The following is a 16,495-nucleotide window of genomic DNA, read 5'->3' as shown; positions in this document are numbered from 1 at the left end:
GGGAGCGGGAGAGATGTCCTGGATGCGAGGGATCAAGTGCCAGGTACGGGCCTGGCGGGCGGCGCGGGTCCAGTGGCGGGCCGACATGAAGGAGTTCAAGACCGCGCAGAAGGAGGCCCGCCGCAAGGGCGAGTGGCCCGAGAACCCCGGCCCGCCGCCGACCGGCTTCACCCTGCTGCCCTGGCTGCTCATGGGCATGGGCTCCTTCTCCAACCTCCTCCAGGGCAAGACCTCCAACCCCTGGATCGGCGGCCTGGGCCTGTTCGCCTTCAACTCCCTCTACATCTACGTCGTGTTCCGCTCCTTCGTGAAGGAGAAGCGCGAGGCGGTGTCGACCTGGGGGGCACTCGTCGCGATGGGCCTGATCACCTGCGGCCTCGCCCTCGGCTACGGCGGCAGCTGGCTCTACTTCTTCCCGCTGCTCGGCCTCGCCACGGGAGCCGTCGTACGCGGCCCGCGCCTCGGCCAGGTCGGCCTCGCCCTGACCGCACTCGCCGCGACGGTCTCCGTCTACCGGTCGGGCTGGGAGGCGATCAACGTCGCCTACGGCACGTTCCTGTCGACGATGGTGACCGCCGCGATCCTCTCCCTCTCCGAGGCCGTACGCGAACTGCGCGCCGCCCGCGAGGAGTTGGCCCGCCGCGCGGTCGAGAAGGAACGGATGCGCTTCTCCCGCGACCTGCACGACCTGCTCGGCCACACCCTCTCGGTGATCGTGGTCAAGTCGGAGGCGGCCCGGCGCCTCGCACCCCGTGACATGGAGGCCGCGCTCGGCCAGATCACCGACATCGAGGCCGTCGGCCGACAGGCGCTCACCGAGATCCGCGAGGCCGTCACCGGCTACCGCGAAGGCAGCCTCGCCACCGAACTGGACCGCGCCCGCTCCGCCCTGTCCGCCGCCGACATCGACCCGGTGGTCCGCCAGTCGGGCCCGCCCCTGACCCCGCAGAACGAGGCCCTGCTGGGCTGGGTGGTCCGCGAGGCGGTCACCAACGCCGTACGGCACAGCGGCGCGACCCGCTGCGAGATCACCCTCGACGGCATCCTGGACCGGGTCCGACTGACGGTCGCCGACGACGGCACGGGGGCCGTGGGGCCGGCGACCGGTTCCACCGAGGGCATCGGCGGAACCGGCCTGAAGGGCCTGACGGAACGCCTCGCGACGGCGGGCGGCTCCCTGCGAGCGGGTCCGTCACCACGCGGCGGCTTCACGGTCACCGCCGAACTCCCGGTGGAGCAGGCGGACTTGACGTCTCACGTGGTGACTACGGCGGTGACTGCGGCTGGGACTACGACTGGGCCTACGGCTGGGCCTACGGCTGGGACTACGGCGCCCAGGGAGCCGTGACCACCCAACTCACGTCGTCCGTCCACGAGGTGGCGCTGTCGAAGGCGTTCGAGCCGCCGTCGCTCGCTATGTAGACGTTGTAGTTGTAGTGCCGGAGGTACCTGGTCGGGTAGTTGTACGACGCGAACGAGGTGCCCGTACCGCTCTTGCCGGTCGAGGCGCAGAACGTGGCGTCCTGTCTGAACTGCGTGGTGCCGACCATGGGTTGGCGGTAGAGCTGGTAGTTGTAGTGGCGCAGGAAGTCACCGGGGTAGTTCCGCGACTCGAAGGAGTAGCAGGAGCTGTCGGCCAGTCCCCTGCGGACGATCCAGGTCGCGTCGCCCTTGTCGACGGCCGCGCTGCTCGACGTGATCGCCGAGAGGACGGCCGCGTTGTTCTGGTGGCGGATGTAGTCGGCCGTGCAGCACGAGGTGGTCGCCCGCAGCGAGATCTCCGAACCCGCCGCCAGCGTCCCGGTGGTCCCGGTCGAGCCGCCGTAGCCGACGGACACGATGTTGGCCTGTACGGAGTTGTCGGCGGCGTCCGTCGGGATGCCGGCGGTCATGACGCCCTCGAAGAACGAGCCGATGGAGCCGTTGCTGTTGTCCCCGCCGGTGCCCAGGACGATCGCGCCCTCCTGATGCATGGGCGAGTAACCGCTCGTGGTGGGTTCACCCCCGGAATAGGTGGTCGTGAGACTCCCCGACTGGGCGTTCCCGTATTTCAGCGCGAAATGGTCCTGACCGTTGTTCTTCAGCAAAGCGGTGACGAACGGTATCGCCCCGGTGCCGGTGTTCGCCGTGTTCTTGCTGTACCCGGAGTCCGACTGGAACAGCCCGTTCTCCAGGTCGGCCTGCACCCAGGGACCGCCGCCGTAACAGGGCGCGAACCAGCACTCCGTACCGAAGTTGATCGCGTCCATGTGACCGTTGCCGGTGTCCTGGTTGTTGGTCTCGGCGTTGCCGTAGTCGAAGCAGCAACTGCCGTTGACGTGCGTGCCGGAGGTCACCATGTACATCCCCTCGGCGGCGCCGTTCGTCGCCACGCCCGAGGTGGAGTTGTCGCGGTAGCCCATGCCGGCGGAGATCTCCAGACCGTAGACCTGATGCCCGCCGACGGTCACCGGCAGCGCGTCCGCGGGCGCCCCGACATCGGCGACACCGGCTCCGCCCGCGCCCTCGATCGTGAGGTCGTTGTGGCGCGCGGACTGGTCGTAGATCTTGGTGATGATGCACGTCGTGCCGGAACAGAACGAGTCCTGCGCCGCCGCGTTGGCGTATCCCCCGGCCGCCAGCAGGCCGATGTTCGCGGTAGCGCTGTCGGAGGCCCGTTGCACCTGGTACAGCGAGCCGTTGTACGACGAGTAGAGCGCCCTGACGAGACTGTGCGCGGCGACGCAGGGCGTCCCGGCGGTGGCGTAGATGTCGCACGGCAGCGAGGTCGCGGCCGAGGCCTGCGGGACGCCGACGGCGAGCGCGAGGAGGGTCACGAGCGCGGACAGCGCGGCCAGGGTGGCGTTTCTCAGCCGGCGCGGCCGGGTGCGGAGGAATCTCAGGAACACGGTGCACCTCTATTTCTGGTCCTGGTAGGGCGGTGCGGGTGACCGACAACCTGGAGAGCCCGACCGGTCGCCCGATCAACCGGTCAGCCGATCGGCTGGTCGATATATCGGACGACGTTCGATCGAAATACCGAACCCATTCGCGATCGAAATGTCGAACTGTCGAAAGTTTTCCGAAAGCGGCTCTGTTCGGGAAATTCCAGGTGGTCGGCGGAATGCCGAGGCGATTGTTTGCCCGCAGCCGGAGACCGTCAAGACTCGCGGACGCGAACAATGAAGAGTTTTTGACAACCGCCCCGGGTCTCTCCGGGCCTTACTCTTGCCCCGTGGATGAGATGCCCCGGGACCACCGGCCCGCCAAGTCCGTCAGAGTGCTGCTCGCCGAGGACCAGGGCATGATGCGCGGCGCCCTCGCCCTGCTGCTCGGCCTGGAGGCGGACCTGGAGGTCGTCGCCCAGGTCGGGAGGGGTGACACGATCGTGGACGCCGCACTGCTCCACCGTCCCGATGTCGCCCTCCTCGACATCGAACTCCCCGGCATGAGCGGCCTGGACGCCGCCGCCGAACTCCGCGAACAGGCCCCGGACTGCCGGGTGTTGATCCTCACGACCTTCGGCCGCCCCGGTTATCTCCGCCGGGCGATGGAGGCGGGCGCGGCCGGCTTCCTGGTGAAGGACGGACCGGTGGAGGACCTCGCCGCCGCGATCCGCCGCGTCCTGACCGGCGAGACGGTCATCGACCCGGCCCTGGCCGCCGCCGCCCTGAGCGCGGGCCCGAACCCCCTGACCGCCCGCGAATGCGACGTCCTCAAGGCCTCGGTGGACGGCGCGACGGTCTCCGACATCGCCACCCAACTCCACCTCTCCGAGTCCACCGTCCGCAACTACCTCTCCTCGGCCATCGGCAAGACGGGCACCCGCAACCGCATGGAGGCGATGCGGGAGGCACGGCAGCAGGGGTGGTTGTAACTCCCTGCCGGCTCCCTGCCGACTCCCTACGCTCCGAGGCCCCGGCGGAACAACGCCGTCCAGAGGAAGTCCTCCCCGAAGCAAGGCGATTCGGCCGGTTCGTCACGCATCCGGCGCAGCTCGACCACATCCAACTCCCCGAATATCCAGCGCAACTCGTCTGCCGTGTAGGCCAGTCCGCCCTGTAGACCCGAGCCCCCGTAGAGCTCGGCGTCCGGCAGCTCCGACCCCATACCGCCCGCCGCGAAACAGGTGAGCGCGAAGTGGCCGCCGGGGGCGAGGACTTGGTCCAGCAGGGCGAGGTAGCTGATGCGCCGGTGCGGGGGCAGGTGGTGGAAGCAGCCGGAGTCGTAGACGAGGTCGTAGGGGCCGGGGAGTTCCCGGCCGGCGAGGGTGAACGCGTCTCCGCAGCGGAAACGAACCCGGCCTCCAGAGTCACGGGCTCTCTCCTCCGCCCACGCGACAGCGGTCGGCGACAGATCCACCCCGTCCACCTCGAAGCCCCGCGCGGCCAGGTGAAGGGCGTTGCGCCCCGGGCCGCACCCCAGGTCCAGGGCACGGCCGCCCGCGGGCATCAACCCCCGGTCGAGATACCCGACCAGGCTCTCGTCCGGCTTCGCCACAAAGAACGGCACCGGCTTGTCACGGTCGGCATAGAACCCGTCCCACCAGGAGGCACCCCGGGAACTCCAACGGTCGGCCTCCGGCGCGAACAGGCCGTCCAGAAGCCGGAGTACGTCGTCGACCGTGCGGATGTCACGTCCGTGCCGGTTCCAGTCCATCTGGTCCCCCCTCTCCGAAGAGTCGATGGTAGGAGCGGACGGACCGAAGGCCCAGGTCGGCATGGATCCGTGATGTCCTCGCACATGCCGTCAACATCCTTGTACGAGGCGGAAGTCGACGCCGGAAACCCGCCATACCGGAGGCAGGGCGAAACACTGCAGGCACCCCACCCCAAGGCCACCAGGACACCAGTCCCGGCCACGCAGACCACACTTTTCGACAATCGAGTCCGGCGTCAGACCGTGGCCTGGGCCTTGATGAGCGGCACGTCCTGCGGTAACCACCGGAATCCGAGGCCGCAATACTGACCGCACGCCGATCGGTCCGCCAACGCGGACGTCGGAGGACCTTGCCCGGGTCGTGCACCGTCCTCGGCTTGCGCCACGGCGCCATTGCCGCCGATATCGCGGTGTCCAGGCCCACCTTGCGGACTGTCTCGACCAGCAGCACTGCCCCGGCCTGCGAGACCACCCCGCTGCCGCCGCCCTCGAGGCGGACACGTGGGTACACCCCGATTCGCTGCTTACCTGGAGAGTGCTTCCTTCCGTGCAGCCAACAGGACCCTAGACAGGTCCCATCGTTACAGGTCAGAAGCACTCTCCGCTTATTTGATCAGGCATGGACGAGCACGCTCATGAAAGATACGAGGTCGATCAGCCCTTCGGCGCGTGAGCTATCGCGATCGTCTTCATCTTCAGGGTGCGCACCGCCGCGGGGTCGGTCACGGGCCGGGGAGTCTGCCCCTTGGCCGCGGCGGCCTTCTTCGCCTTCAGGGCCTTTGCGGCTTCGGGGCTCGGCGTGGTGCGAGAACTCTTCTCCTTGGCCGCGGCGGCGACCGCCTCGGCCCTCTGCTTCTGTGCGCGTGCGGATTCGTCGTCCGTCGTGGAGTGCGAGGTCGCCGTGGCCGCGTGGACCTGCGACCCCGCCGCCACCGTCAGACTGCCGAGCGCCAGCGCGCTGACCGCGGCGGTCCTGAACGTCGTTCCCATCCTGCTCGGCTTACGGGGGGCTGCGTGGCGCATGGGAGTTCCTCTGCTGTCGGTTTGACTTGGACAGCCGGACTACGCAGCGCGGGGCCCCGGACGCGACACCCGGATGCGGTGATACGGATCACAGGGAACCGCTGTAGCGGGGGATCAGCGCTCGTGCGTACTTCCCGAACAGAGGACCCCTGGCCGTTCTGTGGACGGATATGAATGGCGGAAGAGTGGCGAGAGGCACGGCGGAAGAGGAGTTCGATGAGTTCTATGCAGTGGCCTACCCCAGGCTCGTTCGGCAGCTTTACGCGATGACCGGCGATCTGCCGGAGGCCCAGGATGTCGTCCAGGAGGCGTTCATAAGGGCCTGGAGCCGGCCTGGGATATTCACGAGCGACGGTTCCCAGGAGGCGTGGATCCGCACCACGGCCTGGCGGCTCGCCGTATCGCGCTTCCGGCGTCTGCGGCGCGGTGTGCAGCTCATTCAGCGCCATCACGACCAGCGCCACATCGAAGGCCCATCCCCCGAGCGCATCGCTCTTGTCGAGGCACTTCGCACTCTTCCGAAAAAGCAGAGAATTGCCGTCGTCCTCCACCACCTGTGCGATCTCAGCGTCGAGCAGATAAGTGCCGAGACGGGCTGGCCGGCCGGCAGCATCAGGGTCTGGCTGGTCCGCGGGCGCCTGTCGCTCGCCCGCCACCTTTCCGCCCTGCCGGACCAGGAGGTGGGCCATGTCCGATGAGTACGAGCGTCCTGTCTGGCTTACCGAGAGCGTCGCCCAGTTGGAGAGTGTCCGGGTGGACTGGCCGGTGTCCGCACAGGAGTTGCGTCGCCGAAGCATCCGGCGCCGTCAACGCCGTACCCGTTCTGCCGCTCTCGCGGCGGTTGTCGTGGCGGCACTCGGTGCGGGCGCCTACTGGAATTCCGTGGGCGCGGACCGATCGGCGGAAGATCCCGCCCGCCTCGGTGAGGTTTCCAAAATATCGGCGGCCCAGGAGCAAATGCGGGCTTACTACTCGGCTCTGCCGGATGCCTTCGCCACCCGGCATTCGACGTCGAAGCTGCGGAAGCTGATGACCATGTACTTCACGGACACGGCACTGAAGCGAGAAGTTGTTCTCGAAGGCCGCGGAGCCGGCGACCTGGCGGCCACGTGCGGGGATGTGGAGGCCACCACCACCTTCACCGTCGGCGACCCCCGTAGCACCGGGGCCGACACCGTCCGTGCACGCGTGACGAGCAACAGCGCACCGGAATCGATCGAGGTCGATTTCGATCTCCGCACCATGAGAATCTTGAGATGGTCCTGCCCCGACGGGTCCTGACCTCTGCCGGCCGTCACGGGCCGTAGGCCCCGGGTCCCGGAGGGCCGGTCCCCTCGGCCCGGATCCACCGGCTTGATTCCCGGTTGGTCGTTTCTGGGTCGTGCAGGCCGTGTTGGGGCTGAGCTGTGGATTCGGGCATGGGGTGGCCGCTGGTCTGCCCAGCTCTTCCACTCTGTCCACAGGCCTCGGGCCCTTTCGGGCCGGTCGCTCAGGGAGCGTGAGAGGGCGTCAGAGGGCGGGCGGTGCATGCACCGTGCTGAACAGCTGGGTGAAGTCCTCGCTCCAGGGCCAGCGCTCGGGCAGGTGCAGGGTGAGGCGGCGGGCGGTGCGGGCCAGGCGGGCGGGCACGTTGATCAGGAGGTCACGGATGGTGGCGGTGGTCGCCCTGGCATGGAAGGCGAAGGTCAGGGCGCCGGCGGCGCGGGTCAGGTTGTGTGCCAGGGCGCCAGGGCGAGCCACGCGGGCCTGGCCTGGGAATGACCGGACGGCGCGTGGACGGGGCCCGCACTCCGGAGAACAGGCGGCCCATCGCGCCGTGCCGCAGCCGGTCCATGGCGTCGATCCTGTCGGCGCCCGCGGCCATGCCGCCCAACAGCGACATCGGTTTCGCCGCAGGGAAGGCGCCGGTGCCGTCCTTCGAGGCGGGCAGCCGGACGTGCTCCCCGGCCGGCTTGGGCAGACCGCACCGCTCGGCCGGCCGCACCACCGGCTCCAGTACGCCGTACGCGATCAGGTTCGGGGCATCGAACGCGGATGAGACGTCCGCTGCGACATGCGGCACGGGAACTTCGCATCTCGGAAGTGTCTTGTCGATCGCGCTGATGCGGTCCTGGAAAAACCCCGTCATCGCAAGTCGCAAGGCACTTCTTCGTTTCTGGGTGAACCATCCACGGGAATCAAGCCGGGGTGATCCGGACTCCGCGCACCAGGGATGGGGGGTTCTGGCAGTACCTGTATCACCAGGGTCTCCCCGATGTTCCGAACGCCTGTCAACCTGGTCGAGCCGAAAGCGCCGACGACACTCCATGGAAACGCACTGCAGCTTTACCATCATCATTTAATTCAGCTGCCCCGAGTACGCGACCGTGTCGGCACATTCTTTTACGACAGAATTGACGGAGACCAATGGCGGATAACCAGTTCACCACTCACACAGAACTTTTCGATCTGAGGGGAAAGTACGCCCTTGTCACTGGCGGTACCAGAGGAATTGGGATGATGATAGCGCGCGGACTTCTCCAGGCGGGCGCCCGCGTCGTCATCAGCTCACGCAACGCGGAAACGTGCGCGGAGGCACAGCGTCTACTGTCCGAATTCGGCGACGTTCGGGCAATCCCCGCCGACCTGTCCAGGCACGACGAGTGCCAGCGCCTCGCTGATCTTGTCCAGGCCGACTCGGAACGCCTGGACATCCTTGTCAACAACGCGGGAGCGATGTGGCGCGAGCCGCTGGAGACGTTCCCGGACGAGGCCTGGGACACCGTGCTCGACCTCAACCTCAAGTCGCCGTTCTGGCTGGTGCAGGCACTGCTCCCGGCACTTCGTAAGGCGGGCACCGCCGATGATCCCGCACGGATCATCAACATCGGCAGCATCGCCGCCATCCACGTCGCCCCGTCGCCCAACTACTCGTACGCCGGCAGCAAAGCGGCACTCCATCAGCTCACCAGGGTGCTTGCCAGAGAGCTGGGCCCACAGCACATCACGGTGAACGCGGTAGCACCGGGAGTGTTCCCGTCGCAGATGATGGCGACCACTCTCGATGCCATCGGCGACACGATCGCGGCGGCGGCCCCTCTGCGCCGGGTCGGCCGCGACGACGACATGGCGGGTGCCGCCGTGTTTCTCGCCAGCCGGGCCGGGTCCTACCTCACGGGCGCCATCATCCCGGTGGACGGCGGCACCGCAACGACCGCAACAAATATCCACTAGCCTGCGGGACGGGCTTACGGTGAGGAGATAACCGCGATGGATCTACGCACCGAGATCCGGGAGTTTCTCAGCTCGCGTCGCGCCCGCATCGCACCCGAGCAGGCGGGCCTGCCCGCTTACGGCGGCAACCGCCGGGTCAAAGGTCTGCGCCGCGAGGAGGTCGCGCTACTGGCGGGGGTATCGGTCGACTACTACGTGCGCATGGAGCGCGGCAGTCTCGCCGGTGCCTCCGACGGCGTGCTCGAAGCGTTGGCCTCTGCCTTGCAGCTCGACGAGGCCGAGCGCGACCACCTGTTCCACCTCGCGCGCCAATCGAGGGCGCCCCGCAGCCCACGCCGGCGCAAGCCTGCCGTGACGGTGCGCTCGACGCTGCAGCAGGTGCTCGACGCGGTCTCCGATGCGCCGGCCTGGATCGGTAACGGCCGTTATGACGTGCTCGCCATGAATCAACTCGCTCGCGCGCTGTATTCACCGGTACTCGCCGACCCGCGACGGCCCGCGAACACAGCGCGGTTCGTCTATCTGAACCCTGAGGCGGCCAGAGATTTCTTTGTCGACTACGACCAGGTTGCCGGTGGCGTGGCCGCGAAGCTGCGCATGGAAGCCGGCCGCAATCCGCACGACGAGGAGCTGATCGCCCTGGTCGGCGAACTGTCAACGCGCAGTGAGCTATTTCGGCAGCGGTGGGCATCTCAGGACGTGCGGCTGCACCGGTCCGGCCGCAAGCGTATGCACCATCCGATCGTGGGCCGGCTCGACTTGGACGTCGAATCCCTGGAACTGCCCGCCGAACCCGGCCTGCACCTCAATATCTACACCGCACCCGCGGGCACACCGACCGCTGACAATGTGGCGCTCCTGGCGTCGTGGGCGGCCACCCAACAGACGCTGGCGACCGAGCTCGAAGCACACAACGGATAGTCCAACCCCTTCAGCCGTACCAGGGTCCGTCTCCCCGACCAGCAGCACTGCCCCGGCCTGCGAGACCACCCCGCTGCCACCGCCCTCGAGGCGGACACGTGGGTACACCCCGATACGCATGCTCACCTGGAGAGTGCTTCCTTCCGCGCAGTCAACAGGACCCTAGAAAGGTCCCATCGTTGCAGGTCAGAAGCACTCTCCACTTATTTGATCGGGCATGGACGAGCACGCTTACTGCTACTCCGTCACCTTCACCGAGTCGAACGACTTCCCCTCCGGTGCGACGCACACGAACCAGTTGTCCGGGGAGCCGGCCGCCGGGCGGATCGTCGCCTCGTCGCTGTTGACGTCGGCCCCCGCGGCCACCCTGCGGGCCACGGTGGACGAGCCGTCCTTCCAGGTGCAGGTGACCGCCCGCGCGGTCTTGGCGACATGGCCGACCACCAGCCGCTGGGGGCCGTCGGTCTTGTTCGGGTCCAGCGTGGACGCGCCCGACTTGAGGTCCTCGCCCGCCATGGTGTCCTGCCGAGAGGCCGAGTCACCCATCAGGAGACTCGGGGCCTCGCTCCCGAAGGTCCGTCGTACGAAGTACGTGGTCTTGCCCACCAGTGCGGATGCCTGGTCCTTGTCCCAGGGCTGCTCGTCACGGCCGGCCATGGCCTGCAGTTGGGCCTGGGCCTCCCCCTCGGTGCGGGGAGCGCCCCACACATCGACCGAGATGTACCACTCCTCGCCCTTCTCGGTGCCCGTCGCGAGCATCGTCTCCTGCGGCGCGTACACATGCCGCTCCTGAGTCGACGGCGCTGTCGACTTCTGCGTCACCGCAGGCGACACCTCGACCCCGTTCCCGTCGCGCAGCCCCGCCAGTGCGAGCGTGCCCGATGTGCCGGCGATCACCAGGGCCGTGGCCGTCGCGAGCGCCCAGCGGCGGGCCCGGCGCCTGCGGCCGCCCCGGATCACCGCCTGGTAGGGGGCTATACCGATCTCGACCTCGTCCGCGGCGTCGGCCAGCAGCAGGGCGATGTCTCTGTCCGTCATGGTCTGGTTCGTCTCCCGGTCCGCGCTCATCACTTCCGCCCTCCCTGCGTCACCGTCTCGGCCAGTCCCGGTATGGCGCGGAGCTTCGCGATCCCCTTGGCCGCGTTGCTCTTCACCGCGCCGACCGAGCAGCCCATCGCCTGGGCCGTCTGTGTCTCGGTCAGGTCCTCCCAGTACCGCAGCACCACCGCCTCCCGCTGCCTCGGCGGCAGTTGGGCCAGCGCCTTCAGCAGGGTGCTGCGGTCCTCGGCCTGGGCGATCCGGTCACCGGTGTCGGCGATCTCGCGCACCAGGCCCGAGTCGTCCTTCGGTGCCAGGAACTCCTTGAGCCGTCTGCGGTGTTTGCGTGCGTGCGCGTTGATCATCACGCGCCGTACGTACGCCTCCGGATCGTCGGCCGAGCCAACCTTGCGCCAGGCCACGAAGACCTGCTCAAGCGTCGACTGGACCAGATCCTCCGCGGTGTGCTGCTCCCCCGTCAGAAGAAATGCCGTCCGCAACAACCGCGGCCAGCGGCCGATGACAAAGCTCTGGAACTCGTCATCGCGAGTCTCCCGAGCCTCCCTGCGCTCCCCCATGGGCACCTCCTAGATGTCTAAAGGAGTCCATGAGCCGCCCGAACCGTTGCCTCACTTCTCAAAACTCGTGGAAGCCGCACCCTGAGCGGCCTCCGCCGGATCCACACCCTCGATAACCACTCCCGGCTCCACACCGACCCCCGGCTCTACACCAACCCCCGGCTCCACGCCGACCCCCCGCTCCACACCGACCCCCCGCTCCAGACCGACCCCCGCCTCCACACCAACCCCCGGCTCAGCACCCGCCCCGGCCACCGAAGGCACCCCCGCCTCCTTGCCCCACGGCAGCCACACCACCATCAGCACCACCCCGCCGAGCAGCACCCCCGCCCCCGTCCGGAACGCCAGCGCGTACCCCTCGGTCAGCGCCTCCGCCGTACCGCCGCCGCTCCTCGCCGTACGCGCCGCCGCGATCGTCGACATCACCGCGAGCCCCAGCGAACCGCCCATCGTGCGCGAGGTGTTGACCAGCCCGGAGACGAGGCCGGCCTCTCCCGGCGCGGCCCCGGACGTGGCGAGCGCGGCCAGCGGCGTGGCTGCCAGTCCCGCGCCCAGCATCATCAGGATTCCGGGGAACATGATCTCGGTCAGGTAGTCGCCCCGCACCGTCATCAGGGACTGCCACCCGAAGCCCACCACCGCCACCAGCGTCCCGAGCACGGCCACGTTGCGCGCGCCGAGCACCGGCATGAAACGGGGTGCCGCCTTGGAACCCACAAGAACGGCCAGGGAACTCGGCACCAGCGCGAGCCCCGCCTCCAGCGGGCTGTACCCGAGGACGTTCTGCGCGTACAGCGTCATGAAGAACCACATGGAGAACATCGCGGAGCCGCACAGGAACATCCCCGCGTTCGCCGAGGACACCGCCCGCACCCGGAACAGTCCGAGCGGCATCAGCGGAGCCGCCGTACGCGCCTCGACGACAAGGAAGAGGACGATCAGCGCGAGTCCGGCGGCCAGCGGGAGCAGGGTGTCGGTGGACGTCCACCCCTGGGCCTCGGTCTGCGAGATGCCGTACGCCAGCACCCCAAGCCCCGCCGTGACCAGGACGGCACCCGGCAGATCGAGCCGCCGCCCGTCGCCCGCCCGGCTCTCCGGGAGCCGGCGCAGCGAGCCGAGCAGCAGCACCGCGCCGACGGGCACGTTGATCAGCAGCACCCACCGCCAGGACAGGGTGTCCACGAGCACTCCGCCGACGAGTCCGCCCGCGGCCCCGCCGCCCGCGCCGACGGCCGTCCAGGTGGCTATGGCCCGGGCGCGGGCCGCGCCCTCCGGCACCGCCGACGTGACGATCGTCAGCGTCGAGGGCGCCAGTACGGCGGCGCCGAGCCCTTGCGCGGCCCGGGCGAGGAGCAGTTGCCAGCCGTCCTGGGCGAGTCCGCCGGCCAGCGAGGCCACGGTGAACAGGGCGAGCCCGACCAGGAACATCCGCTTACGGCCGTAGAGGTCACCGGCCCGTCCGCCGAGGAGCATGAACCCGGCGAACGCGATGGCGTACGCGTTGACCACCCATTGCAGTCCCGACGCGCTCATCTCCAGGTCGGTCCGCATCGACGGCAGCGCCACGTTGACGACGGACACATCGAGGACGACGAGGAACTGCCCCGCACAGGCGAGCGCGACGACCAGCCAGGCGACGGGCGGTACCGAGCCCCGCCGGGACGGGCGGGACGTTCGGGAGCGGAAGCGGACGCGGAAGCGGGAGGGTGCGGGTGAGGGTGAGGCGTCAGCGGCTCGGTGCATGGTCGTCATACTCTCAACCGGTCCGTGCCCCTTGCATCGGCATTTCGCCCCAGCCACGGGCCCGCCATAAGACCTACGTCAGACCTACGCCGCCCGCAGCAACGTCACCACGGCCGCCCCGCCCAACCCGATGTTGTGCGCGAGCCCCACCTCGGCCCCCGGCACCTGCCGCTCCCCCACCGTCCCCCTCAACTGCCACACCAGCTCGGCGACTTGGGCGATCCCGGTGGCCCCCAGCGGATGCCCCTTGGAGATCAGCCCGCCGGACGGGTTGACCACCCACCGCCCGCCGTACGTCGTCCCCCCGGACTCGACGAGCTTCCCGGACTCCCCAGGCTCGCACATGCCGAGCGCCTCGTACGTCAGCAGCTCGTTGATCGAGAAGCAGTCGTGGAGTTCCACGACGTCCACGTCCTCGATGCCGAGTCCGGACCGTTCGTAGACCTGGCGGGCGGCGGCCCGGGACATCGGCTGTCCGACGACGTCGACGCAGGAACCGGAGGCGAAGGAGTCCTCGGTGTCGGTGGTCATCGCCTGGGCGACGATCTCGACGAGCGAGCGGGACGACAACAACTCGCGTTCCCGCGCGAAGCGTTCGGAGACGACGACCGCTGCCGCCGCCCCGTCCGAGGTCGGTGAGCACTGGAGTTTCGTGAGCGGGTGGTGGACGACCCGGGCCGCGAGGATGTCGTCGACGTCGTACACGTCCTGGAACTGGGCGTACGGGTTGTGGGCCGAGTGCCGGTGGTTCTTGGCGGCGACGGCGGCGAGCTGCGCCTCGGTCGTGCCGTACTTCTCCATGTGTTCGCGGGCCGCGTCGCCGAAGATCTGCGCGGTGGGCGGGGTCATCTCGAAGCCGTGCCGGGCGGCCATGATGCCGTAGTGCCGGGCGACGGGGGACGTGGCGAAGTCACCGCCGTCGGAACCCCCGCCCAGCGCCCCCCTCTTCATCTTCTCGAAGCCCACCGCCAGCACACAGTCCGCCGCCCCGCCCTCCACGAGTTGCCGGGCCAGCATCAGCGCGGTCGAACCCGTCGCGCAGTTGTTGTTGACGTTGTAGACGGGGATGCCGGTGAGACCGAGTTCATAGGCGGCGCGCTGGCCGGCGGTCGAGGGCTGGAAGCAGTAGCCGACAGGAACCTGTTCCACGTCGTCGTAGGAGATCCCGGCGTCCGCGAGGGCGGCGTTCCCGGCCTCCCGCACCATGTCCCAGTACTGCCATTCCCGGCTCTCGGGCTTCTCGAACTTCGTCATCCCGACGCCTGCGACATAGGCCTTCATGGCGGGCGAGATTAGAACACGTTTCAGTAAATGGCCAGAGCTGACAGAGGGTCAGATATTCACGGGTCGGTCAAGGATTCGTTAGTACGCCGAAGCATCGGAATAGTTGCCCATGCATACGAGGTTTACCGTGCACTTATCCCGCACGGATCACCTCACACCTACGGCTCACACCTAGGGCTCACTCTCACGGCCTGGAGGCCTCACTTCATGACGCACACGTCGACCGACCAGCCCGCACGGAGGCCGTCCGGCGCCGTCGTGCCGGTGCTCGCCTTCGCAGGCATCGTTGTCGCGGTGATGCAGACCCTGCTCGTCCCGGTCATCAAGGACCTGCCGCAACTGCTGAGCACCGAGCCCAGCAACGCCACCTGGGTCCTGACCTCGACACTCCTCTCCGGAGCCGTCGCCACGCCGATCATGGGCCGCCTCGGCGACCTCTACGGCAAGCGCCGGATGCTGATCGTCAGCCTGGCCGTGATGGTCGTAGGAGCACTGGTCAGCGCCCTCACCAGCGACCTGCTCACGATGATCGCGGGCCGTGCGCTCCAGGGCTTCGCGATGGGCGCGATACCGCTGGGCATCGGCCTGATGCGCGACATGCTGCCCCGCGAGAAGCTCGGCTCGGCCATGGCCCTGATGAGTTCCTCGATCGGCGTCGGCGGCGGCCTCGCGCTGCCCGCCGCGGCCCTGGTCGCCCAGCACGCCGACTGGCACGCCCTCTTCTACGGCGCCGCCGGCCTCGGTGTCCTCGCGATCGTGCTCACCCTCCTCGTCGTACCGGAGTCCCCGATGCGCGCCGAGGGCACCTTCGACGTGCTCGGCGCGATCGGCCTCTCCGCCGGTCTCGTCCTCTTCCTGCTCCCCATCACCAAGGGCAGCGACTGGGGCTGGACCTCCGGCACCACGCTCGGCCTGTTCGCCGCCGCGGCCGCCGTCCTGCTCCTGTGGGGCGTGATGGAGCTGCGCCTGAAGGCCCCGCTGGTCGACCTGCGCACCACGGCCCGCCCCGCGGTCCTCTTCACGAACCTCGCCTCGATCATGGTCGGCGTCTCCTTCTACGTCGTCTCCCTCGTCCTGCCCCAGCTCCTCCAGCTCCCGAAGTCCACCGGCTACGGCCTCGGCCAGTCGATGGTCTCCGCCGGTCTGCTGGTCGCGCCGCTGGGCCTGACGATGATGTTCACCGCCCCCGTCTATGCCCGTCTCTCCGCGAAGTACGGCCCCAAGGTCACCCTGATCCTCGGCATGCTGATCATCGGCATCGGCTACGGCGCGGGCATCGGCCTCATGAGCGCGGCCTGGCAGAGCCTGGTCATCGCGGTCGTGCTGGGTGCGGGTATCGGTCTCGCGTACTCGTCGCTGCCCGCGTTGATCGTGGGTGCGGTGCCGGCGTCGGAGACCGGTGCGGCGAACGGGCTCAACACCCTGATGCGGTCCATCGGTACGTCCGTCTCCAGTGCGGTGATCGGGATGGTGCTGGCGAACACCGCGAACCATGTGGGCGGGGTCGCGGTCCCGACGATGCATGGATTCCGGGTGTCGTTCCTGATCGCCACGGGTGCGGTTGCCGTCGGTCTGGTGATGGCGCTGTTCCTTCCCAAGCCGAACCGTGCGCAGCAGTTGAACTTCAGCAGCGACGAGGAAGCCGTCCTTGAGCGAGCGGAGAAGATCCTGCGGGGGTTCCGGGGGCGGGTTCTGGGCGCCGACGGGTCACCTGTCGCCCGTGCCAAGGTCACGCTGATCGACCGTCGTGGGCGGCAGGCAGGGGCCACCTTGTCCTCCGAGGACGGGAGTTATGCGCTCGCTGTGCCGTCGGAGGGGGCGTATGTGCTGGCCGCGCGGGCGGCTGGGCATGGGCCGCTTGCCTCTTCTGCGTCGCACGCGGGGGACTCCGTCACGGTTGACCTGGATCTTTCGTTGCCCGGTGAGACTGTCAGCGCGTAATCGGGTTCGTTGTCTTCTGCGGGTGCGTGGGGGCTGGTCGCGCCCACGCGGCGGAGCCGCAAATCGACACAGCCCCGCGCCCCTGAAGGAACGTAGCCTGGCGGCGCTCACAAGTC

The 16,495-nt window shown here is 68.6% G+C and carries 15 protein-coding genes and 1 pseudogene; 7 read left to right on the top strand and 9 right to left on the bottom strand.

Annotated elements, in window-relative coordinates; translation table 11 throughout:
- Window positions 1–13: 13 nt before the first annotated feature.
- On the top strand, window positions 14–1,348 hold the full coding sequence (locus tag ACIRRY_RS09040; protein ID WP_403969564.1) for a sensor histidine kinase: 1,335 nt from the start codon (window positions 14–16) through the stop codon (window positions 1,346–1,348).
- Here the strand turns inward: ACIRRY_RS09040 and ACIRRY_RS09035 are convergent.
- Window positions 1,326–2,888, bottom strand: coding sequence for an alpha-L-arabinofuranosidase B (locus tag ACIRRY_RS09035; protein WP_403969561.1), 1,563 nt, complete (start codon window positions 2,886–2,888; stop codon window positions 1,326–1,328). The two genes, ACIRRY_RS09040 and ACIRRY_RS09035, sit on opposite strands and share 23 nt — an antisense overlap.
- 335 nt (window positions 2,889–3,223) lie before the next feature.
- On the opposite strand from ACIRRY_RS09035, the gene ACIRRY_RS09030 reads away from it, so the two are divergent.
- Window positions 3,224–3,856, top strand: coding sequence for a response regulator (locus tag ACIRRY_RS09030; protein ID WP_403970865.1), 633 nt, complete (start codon window positions 3,224–3,226; stop codon window positions 3,854–3,856).
- 26 nt (window positions 3,857–3,882) lie between these two features.
- On the opposite strand, the gene ACIRRY_RS09025 is transcribed toward ACIRRY_RS09030, so the two are convergent.
- The 3 genes and pseudogenes from ACIRRY_RS09025 to ACIRRY_RS09015 form a co-directional block, all read right to left on the bottom strand.
- Window positions 3,883–4,638 (bottom strand): class I SAM-dependent methyltransferase, encoded by a 756-nt coding sequence (locus ACIRRY_RS09025; protein ID WP_403969558.1) that lies wholly within the window; start codon window positions 4,636–4,638, stop codon window positions 3,883–3,885.
- Between the two features lie 343 nt (window positions 4,639–4,981).
- Window positions 4,982–5,191, bottom strand: a pseudogene (locus tag ACIRRY_RS09020) (IS1380 family transposase); the annotation flags it as partial.
- Between the two features lie 101 nt (window positions 5,192–5,292).
- Complete coding sequence (locus ACIRRY_RS09015; protein WP_403969555.1) at window positions 5,293–5,628, bottom strand: hypothetical protein; 336 nt, start codon at window positions 5,626–5,628, stop codon at window positions 5,293–5,295.
- A 203-nt stretch (window positions 5,629–5,831) separates the two neighbouring features.
- On the opposite strand from ACIRRY_RS09015, the gene ACIRRY_RS09010 reads away from it, so the two are divergent.
- Together ACIRRY_RS09010 and ACIRRY_RS09005 are read left to right on the top strand one after the other, a co-directional pair.
- Entirely contained in the window at window positions 5,832–6,359 is a 528-nt protein-coding gene (locus ACIRRY_RS09010) for a SigE family RNA polymerase sigma factor (RefSeq protein WP_403969552.1), read from the top strand.
- The gene (locus tag ACIRRY_RS09005) at window positions 6,349–6,942 is read left to right on the top strand and encodes a hypothetical protein (RefSeq protein ID WP_403969550.1); all 594 of its coding nucleotides are present in this window, start codon (window positions 6,349–6,351) and stop codon (window positions 6,940–6,942) included. Before ACIRRY_RS09010 ends, ACIRRY_RS09005 begins: the two co-directional genes overlap by 11 nt.
- Window positions 6,943–7,170: 228 nt before the next feature.
- On the opposite strand, the gene ACIRRY_RS09000 is transcribed toward ACIRRY_RS09005, so the two are convergent.
- Entirely contained in the window at window positions 7,171–7,401 is a 231-nt protein-coding gene (locus tag ACIRRY_RS09000) for a hypothetical protein (RefSeq protein WP_403969547.1), read from the bottom strand.
- Between the two features lie 666 nt (window positions 7,402–8,067).
- Between ACIRRY_RS09000 and ACIRRY_RS08995 the strand changes: the two genes are divergently transcribed.
- A complete protein-coding gene (locus ACIRRY_RS08995) occupies window positions 8,068–8,874 on the top strand; it encodes an SDR family oxidoreductase (RefSeq protein ID WP_403969544.1) in 807 nt (268 codons plus the stop codon).
- A 36-nt stretch (window positions 8,875–8,910) separates the two neighbouring features.
- Window positions 8,911–9,795, top strand: a complete 885-nt coding sequence (locus ACIRRY_RS08990) for a helix-turn-helix transcriptional regulator (RefSeq protein ID WP_403969541.1) — start codon at window positions 8,911–8,913, stop codon at window positions 9,793–9,795.
- 237 nt (window positions 9,796–10,032) lie between these two features.
- Here ACIRRY_RS08990 and ACIRRY_RS08985 read toward each other — a convergent pair whose 3' ends face one another.
- From ACIRRY_RS08985 to ACIRRY_RS08970, 4 genes are all read right to left on the bottom strand, one after another.
- Window positions 10,033–10,863 (bottom strand): hypothetical protein, encoded by an 831-nt coding sequence (locus tag ACIRRY_RS08985; protein ID WP_403969538.1) that lies wholly within the window; start codon window positions 10,861–10,863, stop codon window positions 10,033–10,035.
- On the bottom strand, window positions 10,863–11,411 hold the full coding sequence (locus ACIRRY_RS08980) for a SigE family RNA polymerase sigma factor (RefSeq protein WP_403969536.1): 549 nt from the start codon (window positions 11,409–11,411) through the stop codon (window positions 10,863–10,865). Before ACIRRY_RS08980 ends, ACIRRY_RS08985 begins: the two co-directional genes overlap by 1 nt.
- Before the next feature lie 51 nt (window positions 11,412–11,462).
- Window positions 11,463–13,163, bottom strand: a complete 1,701-nt coding sequence (locus ACIRRY_RS08975; protein ID WP_403969533.1) for an MFS transporter — start codon at window positions 13,161–13,163, stop codon at window positions 11,463–11,465.
- Between the two features lie 75 nt (window positions 13,164–13,238).
- Window positions 13,239–14,435 carry a lipid-transfer protein gene (locus tag ACIRRY_RS08970; RefSeq protein ID WP_403969530.1) on the bottom strand — a complete coding sequence of 399 codons (1,197 nt, stop codon included), beginning with the start codon at window positions 14,433–14,435 and terminating at the stop codon, window positions 13,239–13,241.
- A 210-nt stretch (window positions 14,436–14,645) separates the two neighbouring features.
- Here ACIRRY_RS08970 and ACIRRY_RS08965 point away from each other — a divergent pair, with 210 nt between their 5' ends.
- Window positions 14,646–16,379 carry an MFS transporter gene (locus ACIRRY_RS08965; protein WP_403969527.1) on the top strand — a complete coding sequence of 578 codons (1,734 nt, stop codon included), beginning with the start codon at window positions 14,646–14,648 and terminating at the stop codon, window positions 16,377–16,379.
- Window positions 16,380–16,495 lie beyond the last annotated feature (116 nt).

This window comes from Streptomyces sp. NPDC101776 (assembly GCF_044766845.1).
Taxonomy (GTDB): domain Bacteria; phylum Actinomycetota; class Actinomycetes; order Streptomycetales; family Streptomycetaceae; genus Streptomyces.
Note: the sequence above shows the minus strand (reverse complement) of the source record. Positions and strands in the feature narration are given on the sequence as shown.

Excerpts from the sequence above, each read along its gene's own strand:
- ACIRRY_RS09025 (WP_403969558.1), bottom strand. The coding sequence starts at position 4,638 with ATGGACTGGAACCGGCACGGACGTGACATCCGCACGGTCGACGACGTA.
- ACIRRY_RS08985 (WP_403969538.1), bottom strand. The coding sequence starts at position 10,863 with ATGAGCGCGGACCGGGAGACGAACCAGACCATGACGGACAGAGACATC.
- ACIRRY_RS09040 (WP_403969564.1), top strand. The coding sequence starts at position 14 with ATGTCCTGGATGCGAGGGATCAAGTGCCAGGTACGGGCCTGGCGGGCG.
- ACIRRY_RS08995 (WP_403969544.1), top strand. The coding sequence starts at position 8,068 with ATGGCGGATAACCAGTTCACCACTCACACAGAACTTTTCGATCTGAGG.
- ACIRRY_RS08990 (WP_403969541.1), top strand. The coding sequence starts at position 8,911 with ATGGATCTACGCACCGAGATCCGGGAGTTTCTCAGCTCGCGTCGCGCC.
- ACIRRY_RS08965 (WP_403969527.1), top strand. The coding sequence starts at position 14,646 with ATGACGCACACGTCGACCGACCAGCCCGCACGGAGGCCGTCCGGCGCC.
- ACIRRY_RS09005 (WP_403969550.1), top strand. The coding sequence starts at position 6,349 with ATGTCCGATGAGTACGAGCGTCCTGTCTGGCTTACCGAGAGCGTCGCC.
- ACIRRY_RS08970 (WP_403969530.1), bottom strand. The coding sequence starts at position 14,435 with ATGAAGGCCTATGTCGCAGGCGTCGGGATGACGAAGTTCGAGAAGCCC.
- ACIRRY_RS09030 (WP_403970865.1), top strand. The coding sequence starts at position 3,224 with ATGCCCCGGGACCACCGGCCCGCCAAGTCCGTCAGAGTGCTGCTCGCC.
- ACIRRY_RS09015 (WP_403969555.1), bottom strand. The coding sequence starts at position 5,628 with ATGGGAACGACGTTCAGGACCGCCGCGGTCAGCGCGCTGGCGCTCGGC.
- ACIRRY_RS08980 (WP_403969536.1), bottom strand. The coding sequence starts at position 11,411 with ATGGGGGAGCGCAGGGAGGCTCGGGAGACTCGCGATGACGAGTTCCAG.
- ACIRRY_RS09010 (WP_403969552.1), top strand. The coding sequence starts at position 5,832 with ATGAATGGCGGAAGAGTGGCGAGAGGCACGGCGGAAGAGGAGTTCGAT.
- ACIRRY_RS08975 (WP_403969533.1), bottom strand. The coding sequence starts at position 13,163 with ATGACGACCATGCACCGAGCCGCTGACGCCTCACCCTCACCCGCACCC.